18 protein-coding genes are annotated in these 21542 nt (G+C 44.4%); 2 read left to right on the forward strand and 16 right to left on the reverse strand.

The genetic code is table 11. The features are described from left to right. Positions 1–110 precede the first annotated feature (110 nt). The 5 genes from argF to argC all read right to left on the reverse strand — a co-directional run bounded on the left by argF (position 111) and on the right by argC (position 6306). On the reverse strand, positions 111–1076 hold the full coding sequence (gene argF, locus AAHF22_RS19715; protein ID WP_347326730.1) for an ornithine carbamoyltransferase: 966 nt from the start codon (positions 1074–1076) through the stop codon (positions 111–113). Between the two features lie 228 nt (positions 1077–1304). After that, the gene (gene argD, locus AAHF22_RS19720; RefSeq protein WP_347326731.1) at positions 1305–2540 is read right to left on the reverse strand and encodes an acetylornithine transaminase; all 1236 of its coding nucleotides are present in this window, start codon (positions 2538–2540) and stop codon (positions 1305–1307) included. A gap of 111 nt (positions 2541–2651) precedes the next feature. Further along, complete coding sequence (gene argB, locus AAHF22_RS19725) at positions 2652–3461, reverse strand: acetylglutamate kinase (protein WP_347326732.1); 810 nt, start codon at positions 3459–3461, stop codon at positions 2652–2654. Between the two features lie 447 nt (positions 3462–3908). Beyond that, positions 3909–5135, reverse strand: a complete 1227-nt coding sequence (gene argJ, locus AAHF22_RS19730) for a bifunctional glutamate N-acetyltransferase/amino-acid acetyltransferase ArgJ (protein ID WP_347326733.1) — start codon at positions 5133–5135, stop codon at positions 3909–3911. Positions 5136–5253: 118 nt separating this feature from the next. Next, positions 5254–6306, reverse strand: coding sequence for an N-acetyl-gamma-glutamyl-phosphate reductase (argC, locus tag AAHF22_RS19735; RefSeq protein WP_347326734.1), 1053 nt, complete (start codon positions 6304–6306; stop codon positions 5254–5256). Between the two features lie 424 nt (positions 6307–6730). On the opposite strand from argC, the gene AAHF22_RS19740 reads away from it, so the two are divergent. Continuing rightward, entirely contained in the window at positions 6731–7243 is a 513-nt protein-coding gene (locus tag AAHF22_RS19740) for a DUF6386 family protein (protein ID WP_347326735.1), read from the forward strand. A 466-nt stretch (positions 7244–7709) separates the two neighbouring features. Here the strand turns inward: AAHF22_RS19740 and AAHF22_RS19745 are convergent, their stop codons facing one another. The 8 genes from AAHF22_RS19745 to AAHF22_RS19780 form a co-directional block, all read right to left on the reverse strand. Further along, the gene (locus AAHF22_RS19745; RefSeq protein ID WP_347326736.1) at positions 7710–8606 is read right to left on the reverse strand and encodes a YitT family protein; all 897 of its coding nucleotides are present in this window, start codon (positions 8604–8606) and stop codon (positions 7710–7712) included. A gap of 345 nt (positions 8607–8951) precedes the next feature. Then, a complete protein-coding gene (locus tag AAHF22_RS19750; protein ID WP_347326737.1) occupies positions 8952–9101 on the reverse strand; it encodes a hypothetical protein in 150 nt (49 codons plus the stop codon). 210 nt (positions 9102–9311) lie between these two features. Continuing rightward, positions 9312–10425, reverse strand: a protein-coding gene (prfB, locus tag AAHF22_RS19755; RefSeq protein WP_347326738.1) for a peptide chain release factor 2 whose coding sequence is annotated in 2 segments (ribosomal slippage) — positions 9312–10352 and positions 10354–10425 — 1113 coding nt in all. Because the reading frame shifts where the segments join, the coding sequence is not laid out codon by codon here. A gap of 375 nt (positions 10426–10800) precedes the next feature. Further along, positions 10801–13263 carry a preprotein translocase subunit SecA gene (secA, locus tag AAHF22_RS19760; RefSeq protein ID WP_347326739.1) on the reverse strand — a complete coding sequence of 821 codons (2463 nt, stop codon included), beginning with the start codon at positions 13261–13263 and terminating at the stop codon, positions 10801–10803. An 820-nt stretch (positions 13264–14083) separates the two neighbouring features. Further along, positions 14084–14656 carry a ribosome hibernation-promoting factor, HPF/YfiA family gene (hpf, locus tag AAHF22_RS19765; RefSeq protein ID WP_347326740.1) on the reverse strand — a complete coding sequence of 191 codons (573 nt, stop codon included), beginning with the start codon at positions 14654–14656 and terminating at the stop codon, positions 14084–14086. A 342-nt stretch (positions 14657–14998) separates the two neighbouring features. Next, complete coding sequence (locus AAHF22_RS19770) at positions 14999–15196, reverse strand: cold-shock protein (RefSeq protein WP_017815470.1); 198 nt, start codon at positions 15194–15196, stop codon at positions 14999–15001. A gap of 240 nt (positions 15197–15436) precedes the next feature. Next, the gene (locus AAHF22_RS19775) at positions 15437–16636 is read right to left on the reverse strand and encodes a glycosyltransferase family protein (protein ID WP_347326741.1); all 1200 of its coding nucleotides are present in this window, start codon (positions 16634–16636) and stop codon (positions 15437–15439) included. 155 nt (positions 16637–16791) lie between these two features. Beyond that, positions 16792–18024, reverse strand: a complete 1233-nt coding sequence (locus tag AAHF22_RS19780; protein ID WP_347326742.1) for an acyl-CoA reductase — start codon at positions 18022–18024, stop codon at positions 16792–16794. 602 nt (positions 18025–18626) lie between these two features. Between AAHF22_RS19780 and AAHF22_RS23925 the strand changes: the two genes are divergently transcribed. Then, entirely contained in the window at positions 18627–19034 is a 408-nt protein-coding gene (locus AAHF22_RS23925) for a transposase (RefSeq protein WP_371834091.1), read from the forward strand. A gap of 227 nt (positions 19035–19261) precedes the next feature. Here the strand turns inward: AAHF22_RS23925 and AAHF22_RS19785 are convergent, their stop codons facing one another. The 3 genes from AAHF22_RS19785 to AAHF22_RS19795 are packed head-to-tail and all read right to left on the reverse strand — an operon-like array spanning position 19262 to position 21539. Beyond that, on the reverse strand, positions 19262–20008 hold the full coding sequence (locus tag AAHF22_RS19785; protein ID WP_347326743.1) for an SDR family NAD(P)-dependent oxidoreductase: 747 nt from the start codon (positions 20006–20008) through the stop codon (positions 19262–19264). A gap of 14 nt (positions 20009–20022) precedes the next feature. Then, positions 20023–21297 (reverse strand): AMP-binding protein, encoded by a 1275-nt coding sequence (locus AAHF22_RS19790; protein WP_347326744.1) that lies wholly within the window; start codon positions 21295–21297, stop codon positions 20023–20025. Then, on the reverse strand, positions 21294–21539 hold the full coding sequence (locus tag AAHF22_RS19795) for an acyl carrier protein (protein WP_347326745.1): 246 nt from the start codon (positions 21537–21539) through the stop codon (positions 21294–21296). The genes AAHF22_RS19790 and AAHF22_RS19795 overlap by 4 nt, the downstream gene beginning before the upstream one ends. Positions 21540–21542 lie beyond the last annotated feature (3 nt).

The following is a 21542-nucleotide window of genomic DNA, read 5'->3' on the forward strand; positions in this document are numbered from 1 at the left end:
GAGCATAGTTGTAACCATAGTTTGCTTCAACTATCGTTTGAACGCACTCTATTATTTTCTATTTCCATTATAAAGCCGCTCTGAACCTCAATATGATTATCCCGCTTTATTTAGCCGATCAATGCCGCCATAATCGCTTTTTGTGCATGCAGGCGATTTTCGGCTTCATCGAAAATAACGCTATTACCACCATCGATCACACCTGCGCTTACTTCTTCGCCGCGGTGTGCAGGCAGACAATGCAGGAAAATATAATCCGACTTCGCATGGCTGACCAGCTGCTCGTTCACCTGATAATCGGCAAATGCCTGCTCACGTACTTTCTGTTCTTCTTCAAAGCCCATGCTTGCCCAGACGTCGGTATAGATCACATCGGCGTTCGCCACCGCTTCCTGCGGATCACGTACGACTTTGATCGTCGCACCGCTCTCTGCCGCCAGCTCCTGACATTGCTTTAACACCTCAGGATCTGGCTCATACCCTTCTGGACTCGCTACGTACACATCCAGTCCAACACGTGCACCACCGATCATCAGCGAGTGCGCCATATTGTTACCGTCACCGACATAAGCAAGCTTCAAGCCTTTCAGCTTGCCCTTATGCTCCACGATCGTTTGGAAATCCGCCAGCACCTGGCAGGGGTGACCCAGATCGCTCAATCCGTTGATGACCGGAATATCAGCATATTTCGCCAGCTCGGTTACATTTTCATGTCCAAATGTACGGATCATAATGCCATCCAGATAACGCGACATAACCTGCGCCGTATCGGCAATCGTTTCACCGCGGCCCATCTGGATATCGTTTTTGCTCAGGAACAGAGCATGTCCGCCGAGCTGATACGTACCTACTTCAAACGACACACGCGTCCGTGTGGACGACTTTTCAAAAATCAATCCTACCGTTTTGCCTTCCAGCGGACGATACGCTTCGCCTGCCTTCTGCTTACGTTTCAGCTCAATCGCGAACTCGATCAGAAACTCAATCTCCTCCGCTGTAAAATCATTCAGTTCAATAAAATCTTTGCCTTTAAAATGGCTCAGTTCCAGCTTGCCTGTCTGTGCTGTATCTGCCAATGGTATTCCTCCTTGTGGATCGCTACTTTTATGCTATATTCAGTCTGGAATCCCGTAAAGGACTTCCGCATGATTGCTTGTGTTCGTTCGGCTTACGTTATCCCATCATGATCAGTTAGGGTGCGATTACTTTATACGATCACTTCATAGCAAGTCGTTCATGCAATCGCAACAATATGAATGTGCTACGTCATGAATAGGCTATATCGTTACAGCGTGCTCCAATGTTCAGTTGCCGTTTGCTCCAGCTGTACCTACGACAGGTGCATGCTCCTGAATGAGTTCACTCAAAATCGATATCGCTTGATCGATCTCATCTTTAGTAATGAGCAGGTTCGGCAGCAGACGAATCACATTCGGTCCTGCACTCACGAATAGCAGTCCTTTTTTCTGTCCGGCCAGGATCAGTTCATTAATCGGTGCTGTACATTCGATCCCGATCATCAAACCTTTCCCACGAATCTCTGTCACAAATGGATGGTCACCGAGTTTGTCTTCCAGTTGATGCATCAGATAGTCACCCATCTCTGCCGCATGCTGAACGACGTTCTGCTCTTGCAATGTTTCCAGTGTTGCAATCACTGCTGCCGTTGCAAGTGGTGTACCGCCAAACGTAGAACCGTGGCTGCCTGCGGTAAACGCTTCTTTTAAATACGCTTTACCAACCATCGCGCCAACCGGGAAACCGCTAGCCAGCCCTTTTGCCAGTGTGAAAATATCCGGCTCAATGCCGTAATGTTCAGAAGCGAGCAGTTTGCCTGTACGTCCCATACCGGTTTGAATTTCATCAATGATAAGCAATATGCCATTTTGTTTACATAGCTCGGCTACCGCCTGTACATAAGCAACCTCTGCCGGATAGACGCCGCCCTCAGCCTGGATCATTTCCAGCATAATCGCTGCGGTATGCGGTCCAATTACCTGTTGCAGTGCATCCAGATCATTTAATGGCACCGTAATAAAGCCAGCAGGCAGTGGATGGAAGCCTTCTTTCACTTTATCCTGTCCTGTCGCTGTCAGTGTAGCCAGTGTACGTCCGTGAAACGACTGGGTAAATGTAACAATCTCATAGCGCTCTTCGCCTTTGATCTTCTGCTGATATTTACGCGCCAGCTTGATCGCTGCCTCATTCGCTTCCGCTCCACTATTACAGAAAAATACCGCATCGCCGGATGTGAGCGATGTTAGCAGTTGCGCTGCTTTTTCCTGATTCGGAATTTGGAACAGATTGGACGTATGCCATAGCTGATCCAGTTGCTCTTTCAGCTTCGCAGTTACCGTCTCCGGAGCATGTCCCAGATTGGTAACGGCCAGGCCGCACATGAAATCAAGGTATTGCTTCCCTTCGGCATCCCACAGATAACTTCCTTTTCCTTTTACAAATGCAAGCGGATAACGTGCATAGGAAGGGAATAATGCACTTTCATTCGTTGCTGACGGCTGATTGCTTATCGGATTGGTCATGCTGGTCACGCTCCTCGAATCGTTAATATTGGGCTAAACTGGCTCTTGAAACGGCATACGTTCATCCATTATGACTACAGTATGTTCACTCTATTTATCGATACGATGCTACTACAGCACCGTCTGGCGTACAATACGTGTTCCAACCGCATCTCCATTCAGTACACGACTGAGGATGCCCGGTTCACTTCCATCAACAATAATCACTTCCTGCACATCGCCCTGGATGCAGGCAACAGCTGCCTTCACCTTCGGGATCATCCCTCCATAAATCTCGCCCGTTTCGATCATATGCTGTGTATCTTCGATCGTCACCTGTGGCAATACAACCTTCTCTCCATCGACCGTTCTCATAATACCGGGCACATCGGTAACGACGATCATACGTGGTACACCCAGATGCGAAGCAACCGCGCCGGCTGCTGTATCTGCATTAATATTGTACCTTTGCCCTGTAGCATCCACCCCGACAGGTGCGATGACTGGCATATAGCCCAGATTCGTAATCGCTCGAACAATCGTAGCTTCTACATACGTAACATCCCCGACCAGTCCAACTTCTGCGGAATTGGCAACCGGTTTGGCCTGGATCAGACCGCCGTCGACACCAGAGATGCCGATCGCTTTTGCCCGGCTGCCCTGTATTCGTCGGACGATCTGCTTGTTGATGCTGCCCGAAAGCACCATCTCCACCACATCCAGCACTTCTTCGGTCGTTTTGCGTAAACCACCCACAAATTCCGTCTCAATTCCCAGCTTCGCCAGATTATCCGAAATCGCTGGCCCGCCTCCATGTACAATCACGGGCTGTACACCGGATTCCTGAATCTGCTGCAAATCCGCAAAAAACGAATCCGGCAATGCAGCCAGCGTACTGCCTCCACATTTCATGACAAAAGTCTGTCCCGTTTGTCCAGTCATCGCTTTCCCTCCGTTTCCAGCGTTAGTTCTCTCCTAACGCGAGGTGAAATAAAAAAGTGATTTTGGCGATAGCAAAATATCTTTCTGCTTCTAGCGTTAGCGATCTTCTAACGCGGTGTCCAATAAAAAAGCGATTTTTGCGATAGCAAAATATCTTTCTACTTCCAGCGTTAGCGCTCTCCTAACGCGGTGTCCAATAAAAAAGCGATTTTTGCGATAGCAAAATATCTTTCTGCTTCTAGCGTTAGCGCTCTCCTAACGCGGTGTCCAATAAAAAGCGATTTTTGCAAAGCAAAATATCTTTCCTTCCAGCGTTAGCGCTCTCCTAACACGATATCAAATAAAAAATAATTCCAGCAAAATATCCTATATCGCGTGCTAACATCCTTCCAGCGAATCTACAGCAAGCTCGCTGTATCCCAGCCCTACATCCATCTCACCGCTCTACTATGTACGGTAAGCAGCATTAATACGCACATAATCATATGTCAGGTCACAACCCCATGCGATCGCCTGACCTTCCCCATAATGCAAATCTACCGTAATTCGCACCGTATCACCTTTCAAATATTCCAATGCGACTTCTTCGTCAAAAGGTACGGGGCGCGATGCAGTCAACACCACAATATCGCCCAAACGGATATCAACCGTATTCACATCAACCGGTTCACCTGCACGTCCGACTGCGGCAATGACGCGTCCCCAGTTTGCATCGGCACCAAACATCGCCGATTTCACCAGACTGGAGCCAATGACCGTCTTCGCAATCGCACGTGCAGACAGATCGCTAACCGCTCCGGTCACTTGCACCTCAACTAGCTTTGTTGCTCCTTCTCCATCGCGCGCAATCGCCTGTGCCAGATGCTCACACACATGGCGGAATGCTGCTGCAAAAGCTTCCCAGTCCTCATGCTCAGGTGTCAGCTCCAAATTGCCTGCATGTCCACTCGCCATAACGACAAGCATATCGTTTGTGCTTGTATCCCCATCTACCGTAATCATATTAAATGTACGATCCGTCGTATCGCGCAGCAGTCCTTGCAAAGCGTCTGCTGGAATTACCGCATCGGTCGTCATAAAGGCCAGCATCGTCGCCATATTCGGATGAATCATACCCGAGCCTTTGGCTGCACCTGCGATATGCACATCAATCCCATTCACTTCCACCTGTAAGCAGATTTCCTTTTTCACCAGATCCGTTGTCAAAATCGACTGGCAAAATGCTTCCGCATGATCCGGCTCATAGCCTAGTGTCGCTGGCAGACGTTCAATTCCAGAGAGGACACGATCCATTTTCAACAGTTCACCGATCACACCCGTTGAAGCAACCGCTACATCCTGTTCATCCAGACCAAGCTGGCGCGCCGTTTCCGCACGCATCGCATAGGCATCCTGTTCACCCTGCTGTCCAGTGCAAGCATTCGCATTACCGCTATTTACGACGACCGCACGCAATGTGCCGTTCGACAGACTATCCCGTGTCACCTGTAGCGGTGCCGCCTGAAATAGATTTGTTGTATATACAGCAGCCGCTGCTGCCGGAACATCACATATGATAACGCCCAGATCGTTACGCTCTGTCTTTTTTAGTCCGCAATGCAGACCTGCTGCCTGAAATCCTGACGGTGTCGTTACAGAGCCACCTTGAACCTGTTTGAACAATTGATCTGACATGATATCTCCTCTCACTTCCTGGTCAACGATGTGGGTATAAGATGTGGATATAATTTGTAGGTCTATTGCAATAACGTATCCCTTTTACATGGGATAGCTTTTCGATAGAGCGATCTGCTTACGGATAAACTGGAACCATATTCAGACCGAGCGTTTCATCCCAGCCCATCATTAGATTCAAGTTTTGGATCGCCTGACCTGCCGCTCCTTTGACCAGATTATCGATCACCGAAATGACCGTCATCCGTCCAGTGCGCTCATCCAGCGCAAATCCGATATCGCAATAGTTCGAGCCTGCTACTTCTTTAGTCGCTGGCCATTGATTGGCTGAACGCACACGTACAAACGGGCGCTCTTTATAATAATTACGGTATAAATCAATCCATTCCTGCTCAGAGTGACCACCGTTTGTTTTCATATACATCGTACTCATAATTCCGCGAGTCATCGGTACCAAATGGGTAGTAAACGTAACCTGTACTGGCTTCCCTGCCACCTCACCCAGCACTTGCTCAATTTCGGGAATATGCTGATGCTTATTCACCTTGTAGGCTTTAAAATTTTCATTCATTTCCGCATAATGGGCAGTCAGGCTCGTGCCACGACCTGCACCGGATACGCCGGATTTGGCATCGATAATAATCGTATCTGTGTTAACCCAACCTGCTTCTACCGCTGGCAGCAAACCAAGCAGCGATGCCGTCGAATAGCAGCCCGGATTAGAGATCAGTCGTACATCGCGTACATCGTTATTTTTCAACTCACATAATCCGTACACAGCCTCAGCTAGTACATCCGCTGGCGCAGGCTGATGCTTATACCATTTTTCATATACATCCGTATCTTTCAGTCGGTAGTCGCCGGACAGATCAATGACCTTTAACCCTGCTTCCAGATAACGCGGAACGAGTTCGCTGCTGACGCCAGACGGCGTAGCGAGAAATACCAAATCCGCTTTGCTTGCTGTTTCCTGTGGATCGACACCATCCAGTACCATATCCAGCATACCGTTCAGATGAGGGAATTGTTCCGAAATGGGCTTGCCACTACTGGAAGCCGAAATAACGGATGTAATCGTTACATGCGGATGATGCTGTAAAAAACGAATCAGTTCCACCCCGCCGTAGCCAGTGGAACCTACGATAGCAACTTTTAGTTGATGTGAACTCACTTACAATTCCTCCTGTTCAGTACCTTTGCAACAGCATCTGTTTCGGTGATGTCACTCTCTTCTGTTCGAAGTAGATGATCATGATCTGCTGCGATACTTAGTGTTGTCCGATGAATAATCTGTGTATTATTATACATCCGATGTAATATAAATACAACCTTGAATCTAAACATTCTTTTAAGCGCAATGAAGTCCCATACTCAGCTATAATGCGGCTCGGCGCAAATAGAATGAGAGGGCGATGTTATGTTAAAATAAATGGTAGTTCCTCTCCCTATAATGAGTATTCATCCGATTTTATGCTACATGTATTCAACTTTCTTCTAAAAGAGTTGGCGTTAGTAGGATGACCGTGTACACTATTATCCGGTCGCTTATGACCATGTTATCCATCCTATCAAATTCAAACTGGAGTGATCATCCCATGCAAGTCTCATTTTCATTCACAACCGACACAGCAGCCTTAGCGATCTTTGACCTGCAAGCGATTCGCCACCGATTGGAAGATACTCCCGACTGGTGGACACTTGAAGAAGATGAGCTAGAAGAAATCAATAACGGTCATATTGCCCTGCTACATCTGCAAGACGATGGTACATACGATGTGCAGATGATGGCCGAAATAGCGCAACCGCAAGTGTGCTGTCTACTCTATGCTTCCTCTGGTACACTATTTGCCGGTGCAGCGGAAGATACTACGGGTGGGGATCTGGAACCCGATGATTCCGACGCTGTCTCCGGTCAACGATGGATGGTGAAACCAGGTGTATATTCACTACAAGCATCACGGCAACAACATACGATCCAGCTTGCACTGCAATGGCTGGCTAACAATCCAAACGATTGGCAATCGTCTAACGATACCCAACAGGTATATGCTATCTCCGAGCAAGGCTCTGTTCCATTGAATCAACTGGAGCAACGATTGCGTCTGTAATTCACTCTATCCGTATGATGTACGTATATATTTACGATGTATATGTATGTTTATGGTGTAGCATTATTACGTCCTGCATCCAATTGCGTATTCATTATACTGTCGGCATGTTTCAATCACTGTCATTTTAACGCTTCTGGATTCGTCAAGCCTACATAAAAATATCGAAGCAATATATAACAAAAGCACTGTACTTCTGCGGCTGCCCCAAATGCTCATTAGTATGTCCAAAGGATGTTCTAATGTCCATTTATACAGGCACTCCATAGCGAAGTACAGTGCTCATTGTACAACTACGATTTTATTGTTGGAACTATCGGGTTCTTATTAAAATTACCATAGGTGTAGCTTAGCTTACTTTGCCAGAGTCATTACACCGCCGCTTATATCCATTTGATTTTCATAAACATACCACTTACGGTGCATATTCATCAGCATACAGCTTACAAAATATAGACTTGCTCCATCAACCAGGTAATTTAAACCCTTTTCCCAGCACTTCATGCGCATTACTAATCACGACAAAAGCTTCGGGGTCCACTGATCGCACAATCGTTTTCAACCGACTCGCTTCATTTTGTCCAACGACAACCATAAATACCGTGCGCTCGTCTCCAGTATAACCACCTTCCGCATTCAGCTTGGTCAACCCGCGATCCATATCATTTAAAATCGCTAGCCGCATCGGTTCAATTTCCTCGGAAATAATATACGCAACCTTAGAATTACTAAATCCAAGCTCAACCGCATCAATCATTTTACTTGTAACAAACAACCCAATTAACGCATACAATGCCTGCTCCGGCTTGAGCAAAATACCTGCCAGCAAAATAACCGTCCCATCTGTCAAACTCACACAAACCGACATACTAAATCCAGTCAGCTTATGAATAATCTGCGCCAAAATCGCCATCCCACCGGTCGAACCGCGTCCACGAAATACAATGCCTAATCCTAATCCCACACCAATACCACCATACAACGCACCTAGCAACGGATTCGTCGTTGGTGCAGGAATATCACGCGTAACATAAATGAACAATGGCAATACAACCGTCCCTAACAAAGAACGTATACTTGATTGCCTGCCCAGCAGCAAATAACCCGCAATAAACAATGGAATATTAAGCACCCACTGTGTATACGCCGGTTCAATGCCAAGTACCTGTGCCGCAATAATTGAAATGCCCGCTACCCCACCTGACGCAATATGATTAGGCAGTAAAAATAAATTAAACGCCAGCGCCATCACAAATGCTCCTGTTATAATTAGCGCCGTATCCCACACATTACGAATCGGCCCTGTGAGCGGAATCATCGGCGGCTTCCGCCTGCGTCCTGCCGTTATTGAAGAACCTACCATTGTTATGTCACCCGTACCTTTCATCGTTACCAGTCTTTGTCTGTTATTGAACTATATAGTAGTGTTCTACCCTTACAGCGAGTGGGATATCTATATCTAACATTCGCATATATCGCTACCTATACATGTATAGATACTGATATCGTATAGCATCGCTAAACTACTACCGTTTATTCATCATTCTACATAGCATCGCGGCTTTTATTGTAGTGTAAAAAGACGGTTCGCGAAAGAACATGCAGCAAACGGGTGATACTTTAATCCGGTATAGGAACACAGCGACCAAAAGTTAACGACTATGAGTCTATGAACTAGAAATATAAATCAGCATGATCGAAAAATAGTTTAGTTATCCAAATTAGGATGTAACCAGTAAGCTAATCCTAAAAGCGCTACAGCAATAACCCAATTATTTAAACCACCAGAAGTTATTTTTTGTCTTTCTCTTTCTTGTAACCGATTAATATATTCTAGCCATTCTTTTTGCGTGAGCATGGTTATGAACTCCTCTTCACATCATATGTACAAATGATTAATGTACAGACCACCACACTTTTTCATAAAAAAGAACCTTCGTACTTGCTTCCACTAGAAAGCCAGTACGAAGGTTCCCCAATATGAAATCCATTTAAATCCATTCGTAAAATAAATCATGCTATTTGTCTATCATTGATCTCAACCGAGCCATCTACGGCTCCTCACCGATTACTCCACTTCAATCTTCAGCTGGCTACGCAAATAACCATCGATAAACGAATCCAGATCGCCATCCATGACCGCGCCGATATTACCGGTCTCCACCTGAGTACGATGGTCTTTGACCATGCTGTACGGGTGGAATACATACGAGCGAATCTGGCTGCCCCATGCAATCTCCGATTGCTCACCACGAATCTCTTCCAGCTGTTTACGTTCTTCTTCGATCTTACGCTCGTACAACTTGGAACGAAGCATCGTCATCGCACGCTCACGGTTTTTAATCTGTGAACGCTCGGTCTGACAGCTTACGACTACGCCGCTCGGAATATGTGTAATCCGTACCGCCGAATCCGTCGTATTGATATGCTGACCACCGGCACCACTCGCGCGGTACGTATCCACTTTCAGATCTTCCGTGCGAATTTCGATCTCCGCATCATTCGTAATCTCTGGCACAACATCGCAGGATACAAACGACGTATGACGACGACCGGACGAGTCAAATGGTGAAATACGCACCAGACGATGTACGCCCTTTTCCGCCTTCAAATAACCATAGGCATTATAGCCTTTGATCAATAGCGTTACGCTTTTCACGCCCGCTTCATCGCCTGGCAAATAGTCCATCACTTCAACTTTAAAGCCACTTTTCTCCGCCCAACGTGTATACATACGCAGCAGCATCGATGCCCAGTCCTGAGACTCTGTCCCACCGGCACCTGGATGAAGCTCCAAAATCGCATTCAGCTTATCATACGGCTCGTTCAGCAGCAATTGCAGCTCGAACTCCTCGATCTTTTTCACCAGTGCTTCTACGCCTGCGGTAACTTCCTGCGCCAGCTCAGCGTCTTGCTCTTCATCTGCCAGTTCAGCCATCAGGCTCACATCATCATACTCCTGCTGGAGCTTATTATACTGATCTACAGATCCTTTGACTGCATTCATCTCAGCGATGACCGCCTGTGCGGCTTCATTGTCGTCCCAGAAATCCGGTGCCGACATTTTCACCTCAAAGTTCTCGATCATCTCATTTTTGAGATCTAAGTCAAAGAGACCCCCTAAGATTGGATAGTTTCTGCGCCATCTCGCGCAGATCATGCTTTACGTTTGGTTCGATCATGAACGTCACCTCATTTAAAATGTACGGCTCCAACTGGATAGCGGAGCCATTTGCTTATTATACTTTACCATAACCGTTACAGACAGGGGAGAACCGTTATCCGCGAAAAGACACCCACAGGGACGATGGTCATCAGTGAGTGTCTTGCTTGGGTTTACGCTATATCACATATAAGTGAATGCCTGCTCGTTCGAATTACGTTATTCGCTATAGATGACTTTCCTGGCAATAGGTTCGCCCTGGATAGCCTATCATTAAAGCAAGGTATATCGTGTACGTACCTTACAAGCGAACGATAATCGTTATAGGTAAACGATCATCACTGGGTAACATCCCACATTCTAACAGCAGACATCCAACCTCGCTGTACTATCCTTATTTCCGTCTGCGACGACGCTCTTCACGGGAAGGGCGTTTCTCAGCCGTTTCAGAGCTGTTTGTGCTCACTTTGCTTGTATCTACAACAGCTTGACGCTCCTGCTGGCTCTCGCTTTGAATTTGTGCTCTCATCACATAACCGGCAACTTCTTCTTGAATGTCGGCAACCATCTGATTGAACATTTCAAAGCCTTCGAACTGATACTCACGCAGTGGATCTGTACCGCCATAAGCACGCAGGTGGATACCTTGACGCAGTTGCTCCATCGCATCGATATGATCCATCCATTTGCGGTCAACTGCACGAAGAACAACAACCTTTTCAAACTCACGGATCGTTACTTCGCCGATCTCTTTTTCGCGTTGCAGATAGTACAATTCTACACGCTCAAACAGATAGTTGACCATTTCTTCTTTTTCTTTCTCTTCCAGCTCTTGCTTGGACACATGCTGCGCTTCAACGAGGAAGTTGTTGTTTACGTAATCCGCAACTTCTTGCAGCTCCCAGTTTTCAGGGATATCGTCGTTACAGTGAACTTCAACAACACGCTCGATACAAGGCTTGATCATTTGCAGTACGACTTCACGAATGTTGTCAGACTCCAGTACCTCGCGGCGCTGTTTATAAATGATCTCACGCTGCTTGTTCATCACATCGTCATATTGCAGGACGATTTTACGCATATCAAAGTTACTGCCTTCGACGCGGCGTTGTGCCGATTCTACAGCACGTGTGATCATACGGCTTTCGATCGGCTGATCTTCTTCAAAGCCGAGCTTTTCCATCATGTTCATCACGTTATCCGCACCAAAGCGCTTCATCAACTCATCGCCCAGCGACAGGTAAAATTGCGTAGAACCCGGATCACCCTGACGACCCGCACGACCACGCAGCTGGTTATCGATCCGGCGAGATTCGTGACGCTCTGTACCGATAATATGCAGACCGCCCACTTCTGCTACACCTTCACCGAGGATAATATCCGTACCACGACCTGCCATGTTCGTTGCGATGGTCACTGTACCGGGTTGACCTGCACGTGCGATAATTTCCGCTTCTTCCGCATGGTATTTCGCGTTCAGAACCTGATGCTTGATGCCTTTGCGTTTCAGCATTTCCGATAGCAGCTCAGAGTTCTCAATCGATACCGTACCGACCAGAACAGGCTGGTTGTTAGCATGGCGTTCTTCGATCTCTTTCACTACCGCACGGAATTTGCTCTGTACGCTCTTATACACAACGTCCGGTGCATCTTGACGCTGGTTTACACGGTTCGTCGGAATTTGCAATACTTCCAACCCGTAGATTTTTTTAAATTCTTCTTCCTCTGTTTTCGCTGTACCGGTCATACCAGCCAGCTTACGATACATACGGAAGTAGTTCTGGAACGTGATTGTTGCCAGTGTCATACTTTCATTCTGTACTTTGAGGTCTTCTTTCGCTTCGATTGCCTGGTGCAGACCATCGCTATAACGACGACCTGACATCAAACGTCCGGTAAATTCATCGACGATCAATACTTCGCCTTCAGATACAACGTAGTCGACATCGCGATGCATAATCACATTCGCTTTGAGTGCCTGTACGACGTGGTGGTTGATCGTTACATTTTTATTATCATACAGGTTTTCCAGACCGAAGAAGTTCTCCGCCTTTTCTACACCTGCTTCAGTCAGTGCTACCGATTTTACTTTGATATCCACGCTATAATCATCTTCCGCTTTCAAGCTCTTCACAAAACGATCTGCTGCAAAATACAGCTCGGTCGATTTTTGAGCCTGACCGGAAATGATCAGCGGTGTACGCGCTTCGTCAATCAGAATCGAGTCCACCTCGTCAATGATACAGAAGTGCAGTGGACGCTGTACCATCTGTTCCTTGTACAGCACCATGTTGTCGCGCAAATAGTCAAAACCAAATTCATTGTTCGTACCGTATGTGATATCACAAGCATAAGCAGATTGCTTCTCCTCATGTTGCATGCCGCTCAAGTTGATGCCGACCGTCATACCGAGGTAGTTATAAATCCGGCTCATTTGCAGGCTATCACGTTGTGCCAGATAGTCATTGACCGTAACGACGTGTGCGCCTTTACCTTCGAGCGCATTCAAGTATACCGGCAATGTACCTACCAGCGTTTTACCTTCACCGGTTCTCATCTCTGCAATTTTACCTTCGTGCAGAGCGACACCACCGATCATTTGAACGTCAAAATGACGCATGCCCAGCTGACGTTTGGATGCTTCGCGCACAGTGGCAAAAGCTTCCGGCAGCAACTGCTCAAGCGTCTCACCTTTCTCCAGACGTTCGCGGAACTCGGCTGTTTTACCTTGAAGCTCCTCGTGGGACAGAGCCTCAAATTCCGCTTCCATATTGTTGATGATGTCCACGGTTTTCATGATCCGTTTGACATCACGGTCATTTGAATCACCAAAAATCTTCTTAACGAGTCCTAGCATGGTTAACCCCTTTCGCGCAATTAAAGAGATAGATTATTGAATAATGGAATTGACACGACGCTTCCGGGGGATTATTCAATAATCTCAGTTGCAATAAATTGTACCAGTTTCGCAGAAGCCCCGCAACAAAGCGGCTCCAAGACAATGCCTCTGTCACTGGTGTAAATCAGCTCGATACGGCCCAGGAAAATCAGTTCCCGCGCCTTCATCTATACTTATGAAATGGGTTACCGTTGTCCATCCCTGTTACTGGAGATCGACGGGTAAACCAGCATACATCCAATTATGAATAAGCTACTCTGGTATACATACGTATAACCTACCCGATATGTTTCTACAAATTCTACATTCCGTGCAAATCCAGTACCCTATAGCGTTAAAAATAGAGTTCAAAACAACAGCGATAACAGGCAGCCAACTTGATGTTTTTAACCGCTGCGGCAACCTGCTATAGAGGCTTATTATACAAGTAAATAACACAGTAAACAGGCGTATGTAGCACTCTAAACAGTATACTCTACTTTACATCGGAATGCACTTGTTTGTTGAAGTTTCTTCCATTTTCTAGGATTTCTCACAGCAGTATAGCATATGTATGTAATGACACTTTTTACATTAGCGCTGTGATCACATTTCAACTACGACATAGAATCAAAAAAGCCCTACCCGCCAAGACGGGTAAGGCTCACCTTGCATTGTTCATATCGTGCATTCATTTTCATATCGCTGATTCACACATTAGCTAGGGAAGCTAACGATATTCAAAGGGCTTTATCTCCTGTTCATCACAGCATATTGATGATTGGAATGATGCGAATCATTATTCCTGCTCGATCAGACCGTATTTACCGTCATCACGGCGATATACGACATTGACCTGCTGTGTGTTCACATTGGAGAATACGAAGAACGTATGCCCAATCAGATTCATTTGCAAAATAGCTTCTTCAACGTCCATCGGCTTCAGGAGGAAGCGTTTGTTACGGACGATTTCGTATTCATCAGTTTCCACTTCCACATCCGCGTCTTCATCGACAGCCAGTGATGCACTGATCGGATCTTCCACGAAGAATGCTTTCAAATTCTCGTCATTTTGACGGAACTTACGGTTCAGCTTCGTTTTATGCTTGCGGATCTGGCGCTCAAGCTTGTCGACTACAGAATCGATAGAAGAATACATATCTTCACTACGATCCTCTGCACGTAGCAGTAGTCCTGGGAGTGGAATGGTTACCTCTACGGTAAAGCGTCCACGATTGGAACTAAGTGTCACCATACCGTCGGAAACCGGTGGTGCATCAAAATATCTTTCCAATTTGCTTAGCTTTTTATCCACATATTCTTTGATTGCATCTGTAACTTCAAAGTGCTGACCTCGAGTGGCAAAATTCATGTGGCATTCCTCCTTTATCGAATTATAACATAGGTGTAAGGTATAAGTAAAAGGACTGTTAACGGATGGTCACAAATATTTAAAGCGCAATCATTGTGAATCGATATCGTGTCACCCTCTAAAAAGTGACTGCAAAATAACACTAAATTGCTACAAGCTACTCAGCATACGATCGAGCCTTACAAAAAAGCACTCTATGATCCAGTCCGTATTGTCAATTACCGGGTATAACATGAGTTTTAACCAAAAAAAGACCCCGGAAAACATCCCGGAGTCTTAGCTAATTATTCAAATGTAACCATCAGAATTACCTATGTAAGGCCGGCAATAGCCACGGGATGATTATAATTTGATAACGTTAGCTGCTTGAGGTCCACGCGCACCTTCGACGATGTCGAATTCTACGGATTGACCTTCTTCAAGCGTCTTAAAGCCTTCAGACTGAATTGCGGAGAAGTGTACAAAAACGTCGCCGCCTTCGTCAGTTTCGATGAAGCCGTAACCTTTTTCTGCGTTAAACCATTTCACTTTACCTTGCATGCAATAACATTCCCTTCGTTATCAAATAAAGTAAGACATTGCCTACATTTCTGAATATACCATCTATGGTTCAAAATTGTCAATTGGAAAAGTAAAGGTTTTCATGTAATTATATTACATATTACCTATATTGATTTATTATCATTTTATATACACAAATTGAAGCAGACTGATTACTTGATTTTATTATGCATACTCATAAAATCAAGCAATCAGCAACCTCGATATTCATTCTCTTTGTTAAGCGAAGTTGAAAGCGAGAAATACGGCTTCTAGTACCTGACTTGCACGATTACGCCATTGATGTTGCGATTTTACTACTTCATAACCGTGTTGAGCAATCTCTTCCAGATTATGTCCCTGCATTAATTGAGTCTGAATTAGTTCTTTCAGTTCATCAGGCTCTTCAAACATCAGTATACTATGTTCATGCTTGAATACTTCGTGCCAATACGGATTAGATTGAGTTAAAGCTACTGCTCCCAAAGCACAAGCATCAAATACTCTTTCATGAGACCATTGATTATATGTAGGAAAAGCGTTCAATACAATTTTTGAATTCCCCATAATCTCACGCATTTTTTGGTAAGAACAGGCACCGTGATGAATTAAAGTAACCGTATCACTTTTATACTGTTCCCAGCCATCGCCACAAACATGAAGATTACATCCTGCAAGACTGTCTACTAATTTATGACGAAAAGACTGTCTCAAAAATCGGTCTACTTCTTGTACATAATAGAATGCTCTATCGCTTCCGAGAGCATCTAACTCTATTCCTCTTTGCTTGGTCCAGTATTCCCAGCAATCAAAGATAGCATACTTAGGAAACGCTTCTGAAATCTCAATAACTTCATTTAATACACCATACACAAAAGGAGATAATTCTTCTTTCCATTTCGCCATCGTAACTTCTGGATCCGTGTAACTTCCCGAAACGACAATATCTATTGTTCTTTGCTTAAAAGGGACATTCATTACTGAATCCTCAATATTATAGCTAGCATGAGGCAAAAACATTTTCATACTGTGAGAAGAGAATTGCTTAGCTGCAAACTCGGAATGTCTCGGATCGACAAATGACATCACATTCAAGTTTGCTTTTCTATCTTGCTGTTGAGCTAAAATTCTGCTTGTATGATAAATTGGATGATCGACATAGATAGAAAAAAACGGAACTCCTATCGCTTCATGAATTTTTTGCCCATTATCCAGTGTCAACTCCATTCCAACACCATTAAACGAGCAGAAAAACACTATATTTTTCTGATCAATCAGCACTTGATTTAACTGTTCAATAGAGGTCTCCATTTCAAGTAAATCAATAATGCATACATCATAGTCAAAATCTTTAAATCCCATTCCAAGCTGATCCACAAAATGCCGCAATACATCGTATTGACTTTGCCCTTTATACATCACTATTTTTGGTTGTTCCATTCACATCCACCCTCTACCATCAAAATTATAATCCATTTTTGCTTACTTACTCACTTCCATTCTGATCTATATTTTTAAAAATAGCTACAGCAAAATCCCAAATCGAGGATAAACATCGCTTGGAGATGTATGCCGTAGCTATTTTAAAAAGCAACTTATAAAATCGCAATTTCTCTTGAAAAGTACGTGAACAGATCATACCCATCCCATACCGATCCAAAATCAAGCGCTTGCCCAACCGGTACAATTCGATCAATACCTCGATTTGGAATCCCCATAGCCCATTGTGCAAGTTGCTGACGATCAAAGCCAAAATAGCTCAGTGTCTGGTCACGCTCATGAATATGCTGATGTAGCTGCTCAAGCTCAGACAAACCGTACTCCAAAAACAGCCCTCCACCACAGTGCATATCACGCAGCTGAAAATCCGCTTCACTTACTTCCACACGTACTGGGGTGGAAGCATAGCTGTTATAGACATGTCCCGTTTGCTGCTGGGCTGCATAGTAATCTGAAGTCGCTAAGCGCAACATATTAAGCGCTGGTTCATTGTAGTAATGTTCCTTTTGCAACACCTGCTCCATGCTCTTCCAAAAGCGCTCTTTAGCCGCCGCAATCAATTCCGAACTTCCAATCCAAAAAATCTCACGTGGCGATGAACAAGCGAGCTGCCCATACCACAGTGCATCATTGTAAAACTGCTTACCGAGCACAGCTATAGCTGATCCATCCGCTTGCAGAACCGCCTCTGCGTTAAGAACCGATTTGGAATAGCGATTCGGAAACACAAGTTCTACCGCGTTGGGTGCAAGTGGAATCGCACGAATCGTGCGTACAGATTGATCACCACCCCATAGCACTCTCACATCACACTGCTCGGATAAATAAGCGGTGTACTCCTGTTCATAGCTGTAGCGAACGAGCAGTGTACGATCTGCTATCGCTTCAAACTCTGCACGACTGATCACCTCATTGATTTTACGCATCAGTATATCGGTCTGCTCATTTGTACGACGGGATAAGCGAATAATATTTTTGTTGCCTGCCAGCATCGACAAAATCCATGAATAAATAAACACCGAGTCCACATTAGCCGGTGCAAAATGAATAATCGTTCCGCGCGCCAGGATGTACTTGCCTGCTGTACGCTGCTCGTATTCTTTTCTCAATTCGACAATATGCGCTTTACGCAACCAGTGCGCCATCGCCATCAGTTCTGGATAGGCGCGCATAGAACGATCCAGCAAGATATGCTTGGATAATGCTTCCAGAAACTGAATAGTGGTATCTTGAAAAGGGTGGAGATTAGGTTGTTGGAATACGTTTTGTACAGTTATTTTCCAATGGTCATGCGGTGTAGTTGCAAGTATAGGAGCAATAATATCCATGAATAATCCCTCCTTTCGCCAAGTCTTCATTTAGACTTAATTAACCCGTGGTGCTAGTTGAAAAATAAAAATAGCCTTTGCCCAGAAAAACATCCAAAATGAAAGTGACCAAACCCCATTTTGGAAGGTGGATTCCTGTGCAAAGACCTCTTTATTGTACACAAAAACCATGCTCGGTACAAAACCAATTTGGCGCTATTTTGAAAAAAGTTCAGCAGGCATTGCAAGCGTTCGCTCCCTTTCTTCAACGCAAAAACCATCATCGGCTTCAGCAAAGCGATGCCCATATCTTGGCGCTTCATCTGCTGGGAAAAGGTCTAGGATTCACCTCTGAACGTGCCTGACATCGCTTTATCCAAGGGAACTTAGGCCCTATCGTGGAACGTTCTCGATACAATCGACGATGCCGAGATCTGCGCTTTGCGCTCAAGTGGTTACGCAAACGACTCTCTTCGCCGGAGTTCGGCAGCGTCTACTTGATCATCGACAGCCTTCCTCTTCCCTTGTGCCACCCAGTTCGTATCACAAGGGCACGATGCTTTCGAGGTCTAGCTGACGTTGGCTATTGCGCTTCAAAACAGAGTCATTACTAGGGCTTCAAGCTGCACGTGCAAATCGACTCCTTCGGTTTCGTCCAAAGTTATGTCTTGTCGGCCGCTTCGGTTCATGATGTACAGCTGGTAGAAGAGTTGCTTCGTCAAGCACCTTCTGCCCTCGTTCTTGGAGATAAAGGGTACCTTAGTCGCTCTTTACCTATTCGATTGGAACAAAACTTCGGTACCGTTCTTTGTGTGCCTACTCGTTCAAACAGCAAAAAAGAACGGTGGACACCCGCCTTTACGCGTTGGATGCGACGCAAACGCAAGCAAATCGAAACGGTATTTTCCATCTTAGTGACTCGTTTTGCTCTTTCTTCGATTCGTTCGAAGAGTCCATCTGGATTCGAAACGACTTTAGATGGGATTTTGCTAGCCTATACACTTTGGAAAATAGGAGTACTCCAAGATTAATTTTAACTAGCACTACGGGTATATTCCATATTATAAAACTTATAAAAATAAGCAAATTTATCGTTTCAGCCTTTTATGTATTAGTTGAGCTTTAAGGAAAAGATAAATGAGGATTTCAATTACATCTCGATGATGAACTTGATTAAGTAGTCATAGGTATCTGTTAAACAGCAATTGCTCCAGATGCACAAAATAAACATACATCTGAAGACAAATGCAAATTAGGTTTAGATCGTTCCATTATCTACATGGATAACACTTCCTGTAATCGAAGAAGCGCCTGAAGATAACAAAAATATAACACTATCGCATACACTATCTACATTCGTTTCTTTCTTCAAAGACGTACGCTTATAAATCCGAGCTTTTTGCTCTTCAGTCAACGTATCACTCATTGCCGTTTCCATAAATCCTGGAACCACGCAATTAGAACGAATTCCTCGACTGCCCCACTCACGTGCAATGTTTTTAGAGAAAGCTTCAATAGCACCTTTACTAGACGCGTACATGCTCAATCCCTTATACCCGGTATGAGCGCTAATCGAAGAAATATTAACAATAGAGCCTTGTGTATGATGTAAAAGCATATTGCGAAGAGTGTATTTAACAAGCTGCATCGCGGCAAATACATTCACATTATACATATTTTGAAGCTTTGTTATATTTAGATTAGAGGCAATATCATCATAGGCCATCGCTGAATTATTCACTAATCCATATATAGGACCTATGCTAGCAATTTCATTTAGAAAAAGCTTTTTGATTCCTTCTACATCATTCAAATCATACGAAATGTGTTTGAATTTCTCACTATAGGTATTCTGCCATTCTTCAATTTGTTCATTTACAGATCTGCTAATTCCGATTACACCATAATCGGATTGGGCTAAAAGCTTGCTCACTAGCCGTTGGCCTACTCCACGTGAATGTCCCGTAACAATAATCCACTGAGTGGGTTCGTTATGTTCAGCCATTGCCAATCCTCCCATTACTCATTATTTATTCTTGATTTCTTCCCACTGCGACTTTGCGGGATTTCAGGTACAATGCTAATGATTCTAGGCACTTTCCAAGCCTGCAAATGCTCAGCAGCATATTGTTTGATATTCTTTTTGAGTGTGGCATCATCTGTATCTGCCTTTTTAACAACCTCTGCTGTCAAAATGTAGCCAGTCACTTTGTTCGCTTTGGGAACGACTCTAACATCTGTAATCCCCGGAAACTCTAACAAAACACTTTCAACTTCTAGCACGTTCACCTTATAACCGCCCACATTAATCGTTTCGGAGTCCCGCGAAACGAACTTGAATTCCACTTCACTCAACTGCTCAACTAGATCACCTGTTGCATACCACTCTGAGTCTACAGGAGAAGTACCCATTACAGATCGGTGAATATAGAGTTGTCCTTCCAGAATTCGAACCTGATGTTGATTAGTTTTCTTGATTTGGAATATGTCTCCTGCTGATGTGAAGAGACTACCAGCCTCAGTAGATGCATATATATTACGAAATTGAGCATGGGGGAAATAAGATTCCAGTTTCTTTACAAGTTTTAAATCAAATTTCTCGCCACCTAGCGTCACTCTCTGCATACTAGCAATCTCTATTTTCAAATAAGGCAGTAGCGTTCGATAATATGTGGCTGTAGCAGATATATGTGACACACTGCAGCTATCCAACTGATCGGGTACTTGATTTATTGGCTGATCGAATACATATACGATTTGATTCCGATTCCAGATAGCTTGCAAAAATACTTGTATGCCTGCAATATGAGTGGGATTATATGCAAATGCCCAAATATGACCTTGAAACTGAACAGAATGCTTTACATTTCTTGCAAGCGATTTTAGATGATGTGTTACTCTTTTCGGAATCCCAGTTGATCCTGAAGTGAATAAAGATATAGACCATGTAGAGCTTACAAGCCGCTCATTTAGAAGCTCTGCTAGTGCATGCCATGAATCGAGGTTCTTATTACTTTGTTTAGCTAGTGGAGAGGCATCGGTCAAAATCATTTCTTGGGATAGCCCCAAACGAAGTAATTCAGATTCAGAAAAATCCCCATCCAGTAATTCAATAGGATACTCATAGATCAGACTATGAATAATCGCTATAAATACACGGTAGGGATCGTTATGCTGGATATAAACATATCTATTACATACTGTAATAGAATTCAATTGTCTCCATAAGTCGGCATACGTATACTTTTTATCATCATGAATCAAAAACACATCATTTTGATTACCGGTATTCATATCTGAGTTTCCATTTTAAGCATAATATCTCCTACAGATTCGACTAAGCTATCTTCAAAAATATCAATATGATATTCAGATTCAATGCGGACAGTAAGTTCAGCCAACATTAATGAATCCATGCCAAGATCGACTCTTAAATCCATCTCTTCCTGAAGATCTGTAATTGGCTTACGACCCGCCTCTTCTAATATTTCATTTAAAATACTTAGTAAAATCAAATTACTTTCTTGTTTCTCCACTTA

This window comes from Paenibacillus wenxiniae (assembly GCF_039822605.1).
GTDB lineage: Bacteria > Bacillota > Bacilli > Paenibacillales > Paenibacillaceae > Saccharibacillus > Saccharibacillus wenxiniae.

Coding starts and splice junctions, on each gene's coding strand:
- AAHF22_RS19775 (WP_347326741.1), bottom strand. CDS start 16,636: ATGGAACAACCAAAAATAGTGATGTATAAAGGGCAAAGTCAATACGAT.
- argJ (WP_347326733.1), bottom strand. CDS start 5,135: ATGTCAGATCAATTGTTCAAACAGGTTCAAGGTGGCTCTGTAACGACA.
- AAHF22_RS19745 (WP_347326736.1), bottom strand. CDS start 8,606: ATGGTAGGTTCTTCAATAACGGCAGGACGCAGGCGGAAGCCGCCGATG.
- AAHF22_RS19790 (WP_347326744.1), bottom strand. CDS start 21,297: ATGAATACCGGTAATCAAAATGATGTGTTTTTGATTCATGATGATAAA.
- argD (WP_347326731.1), bottom strand. CDS start 2,540: ATGACCAATCCGATAAGCAATCAGCCGTCAGCAACGAATGAAAGTGCA.
- AAHF22_RS19770 (WP_017815470.1), bottom strand. CDS start 15,196: ATGCAAGGTAAAGTGAAATGGTTTAACGCAGAAAAAGGTTACGGCTTC.
- AAHF22_RS19780 (WP_347326742.1), bottom strand. CDS start 18,024: ATGGATATTATTGCTCCTATACTTGCAACTACACCGCATGACCATTGG.
- AAHF22_RS19785 (WP_347326743.1), bottom strand. CDS start 20,008: ATGGCTGAACATAACGAACCCACTCAGTGGATTATTGTTACGGGACAT.
- AAHF22_RS19740 (WP_347326735.1), top strand. CDS start 6,731: ATGCAAGTCTCATTTTCATTCACAACCGACACAGCAGCCTTAGCGATC.
- secA (WP_347326739.1), bottom strand. CDS start 13,263: ATGCTAGGACTCGTTAAGAAGATTTTTGGTGATTCAAATGACCGTGAT.
- AAHF22_RS19750 (WP_347326737.1), bottom strand. CDS start 9,101: ATGCTCACGCAAAAAGAATGGCTAGAATATATTAATCGGTTACAAGAA.
- hpf (WP_347326740.1), bottom strand. CDS start 14,656: ATGAATTTTGCCACTCGAGGTCAGCACTTTGAAGTTACAGATGCAATC.
- argB (WP_347326732.1), bottom strand. CDS start 3,461: ATGACTGGACAAACGGGACAGACTTTTGTCATGAAATGTGGAGGCAGT.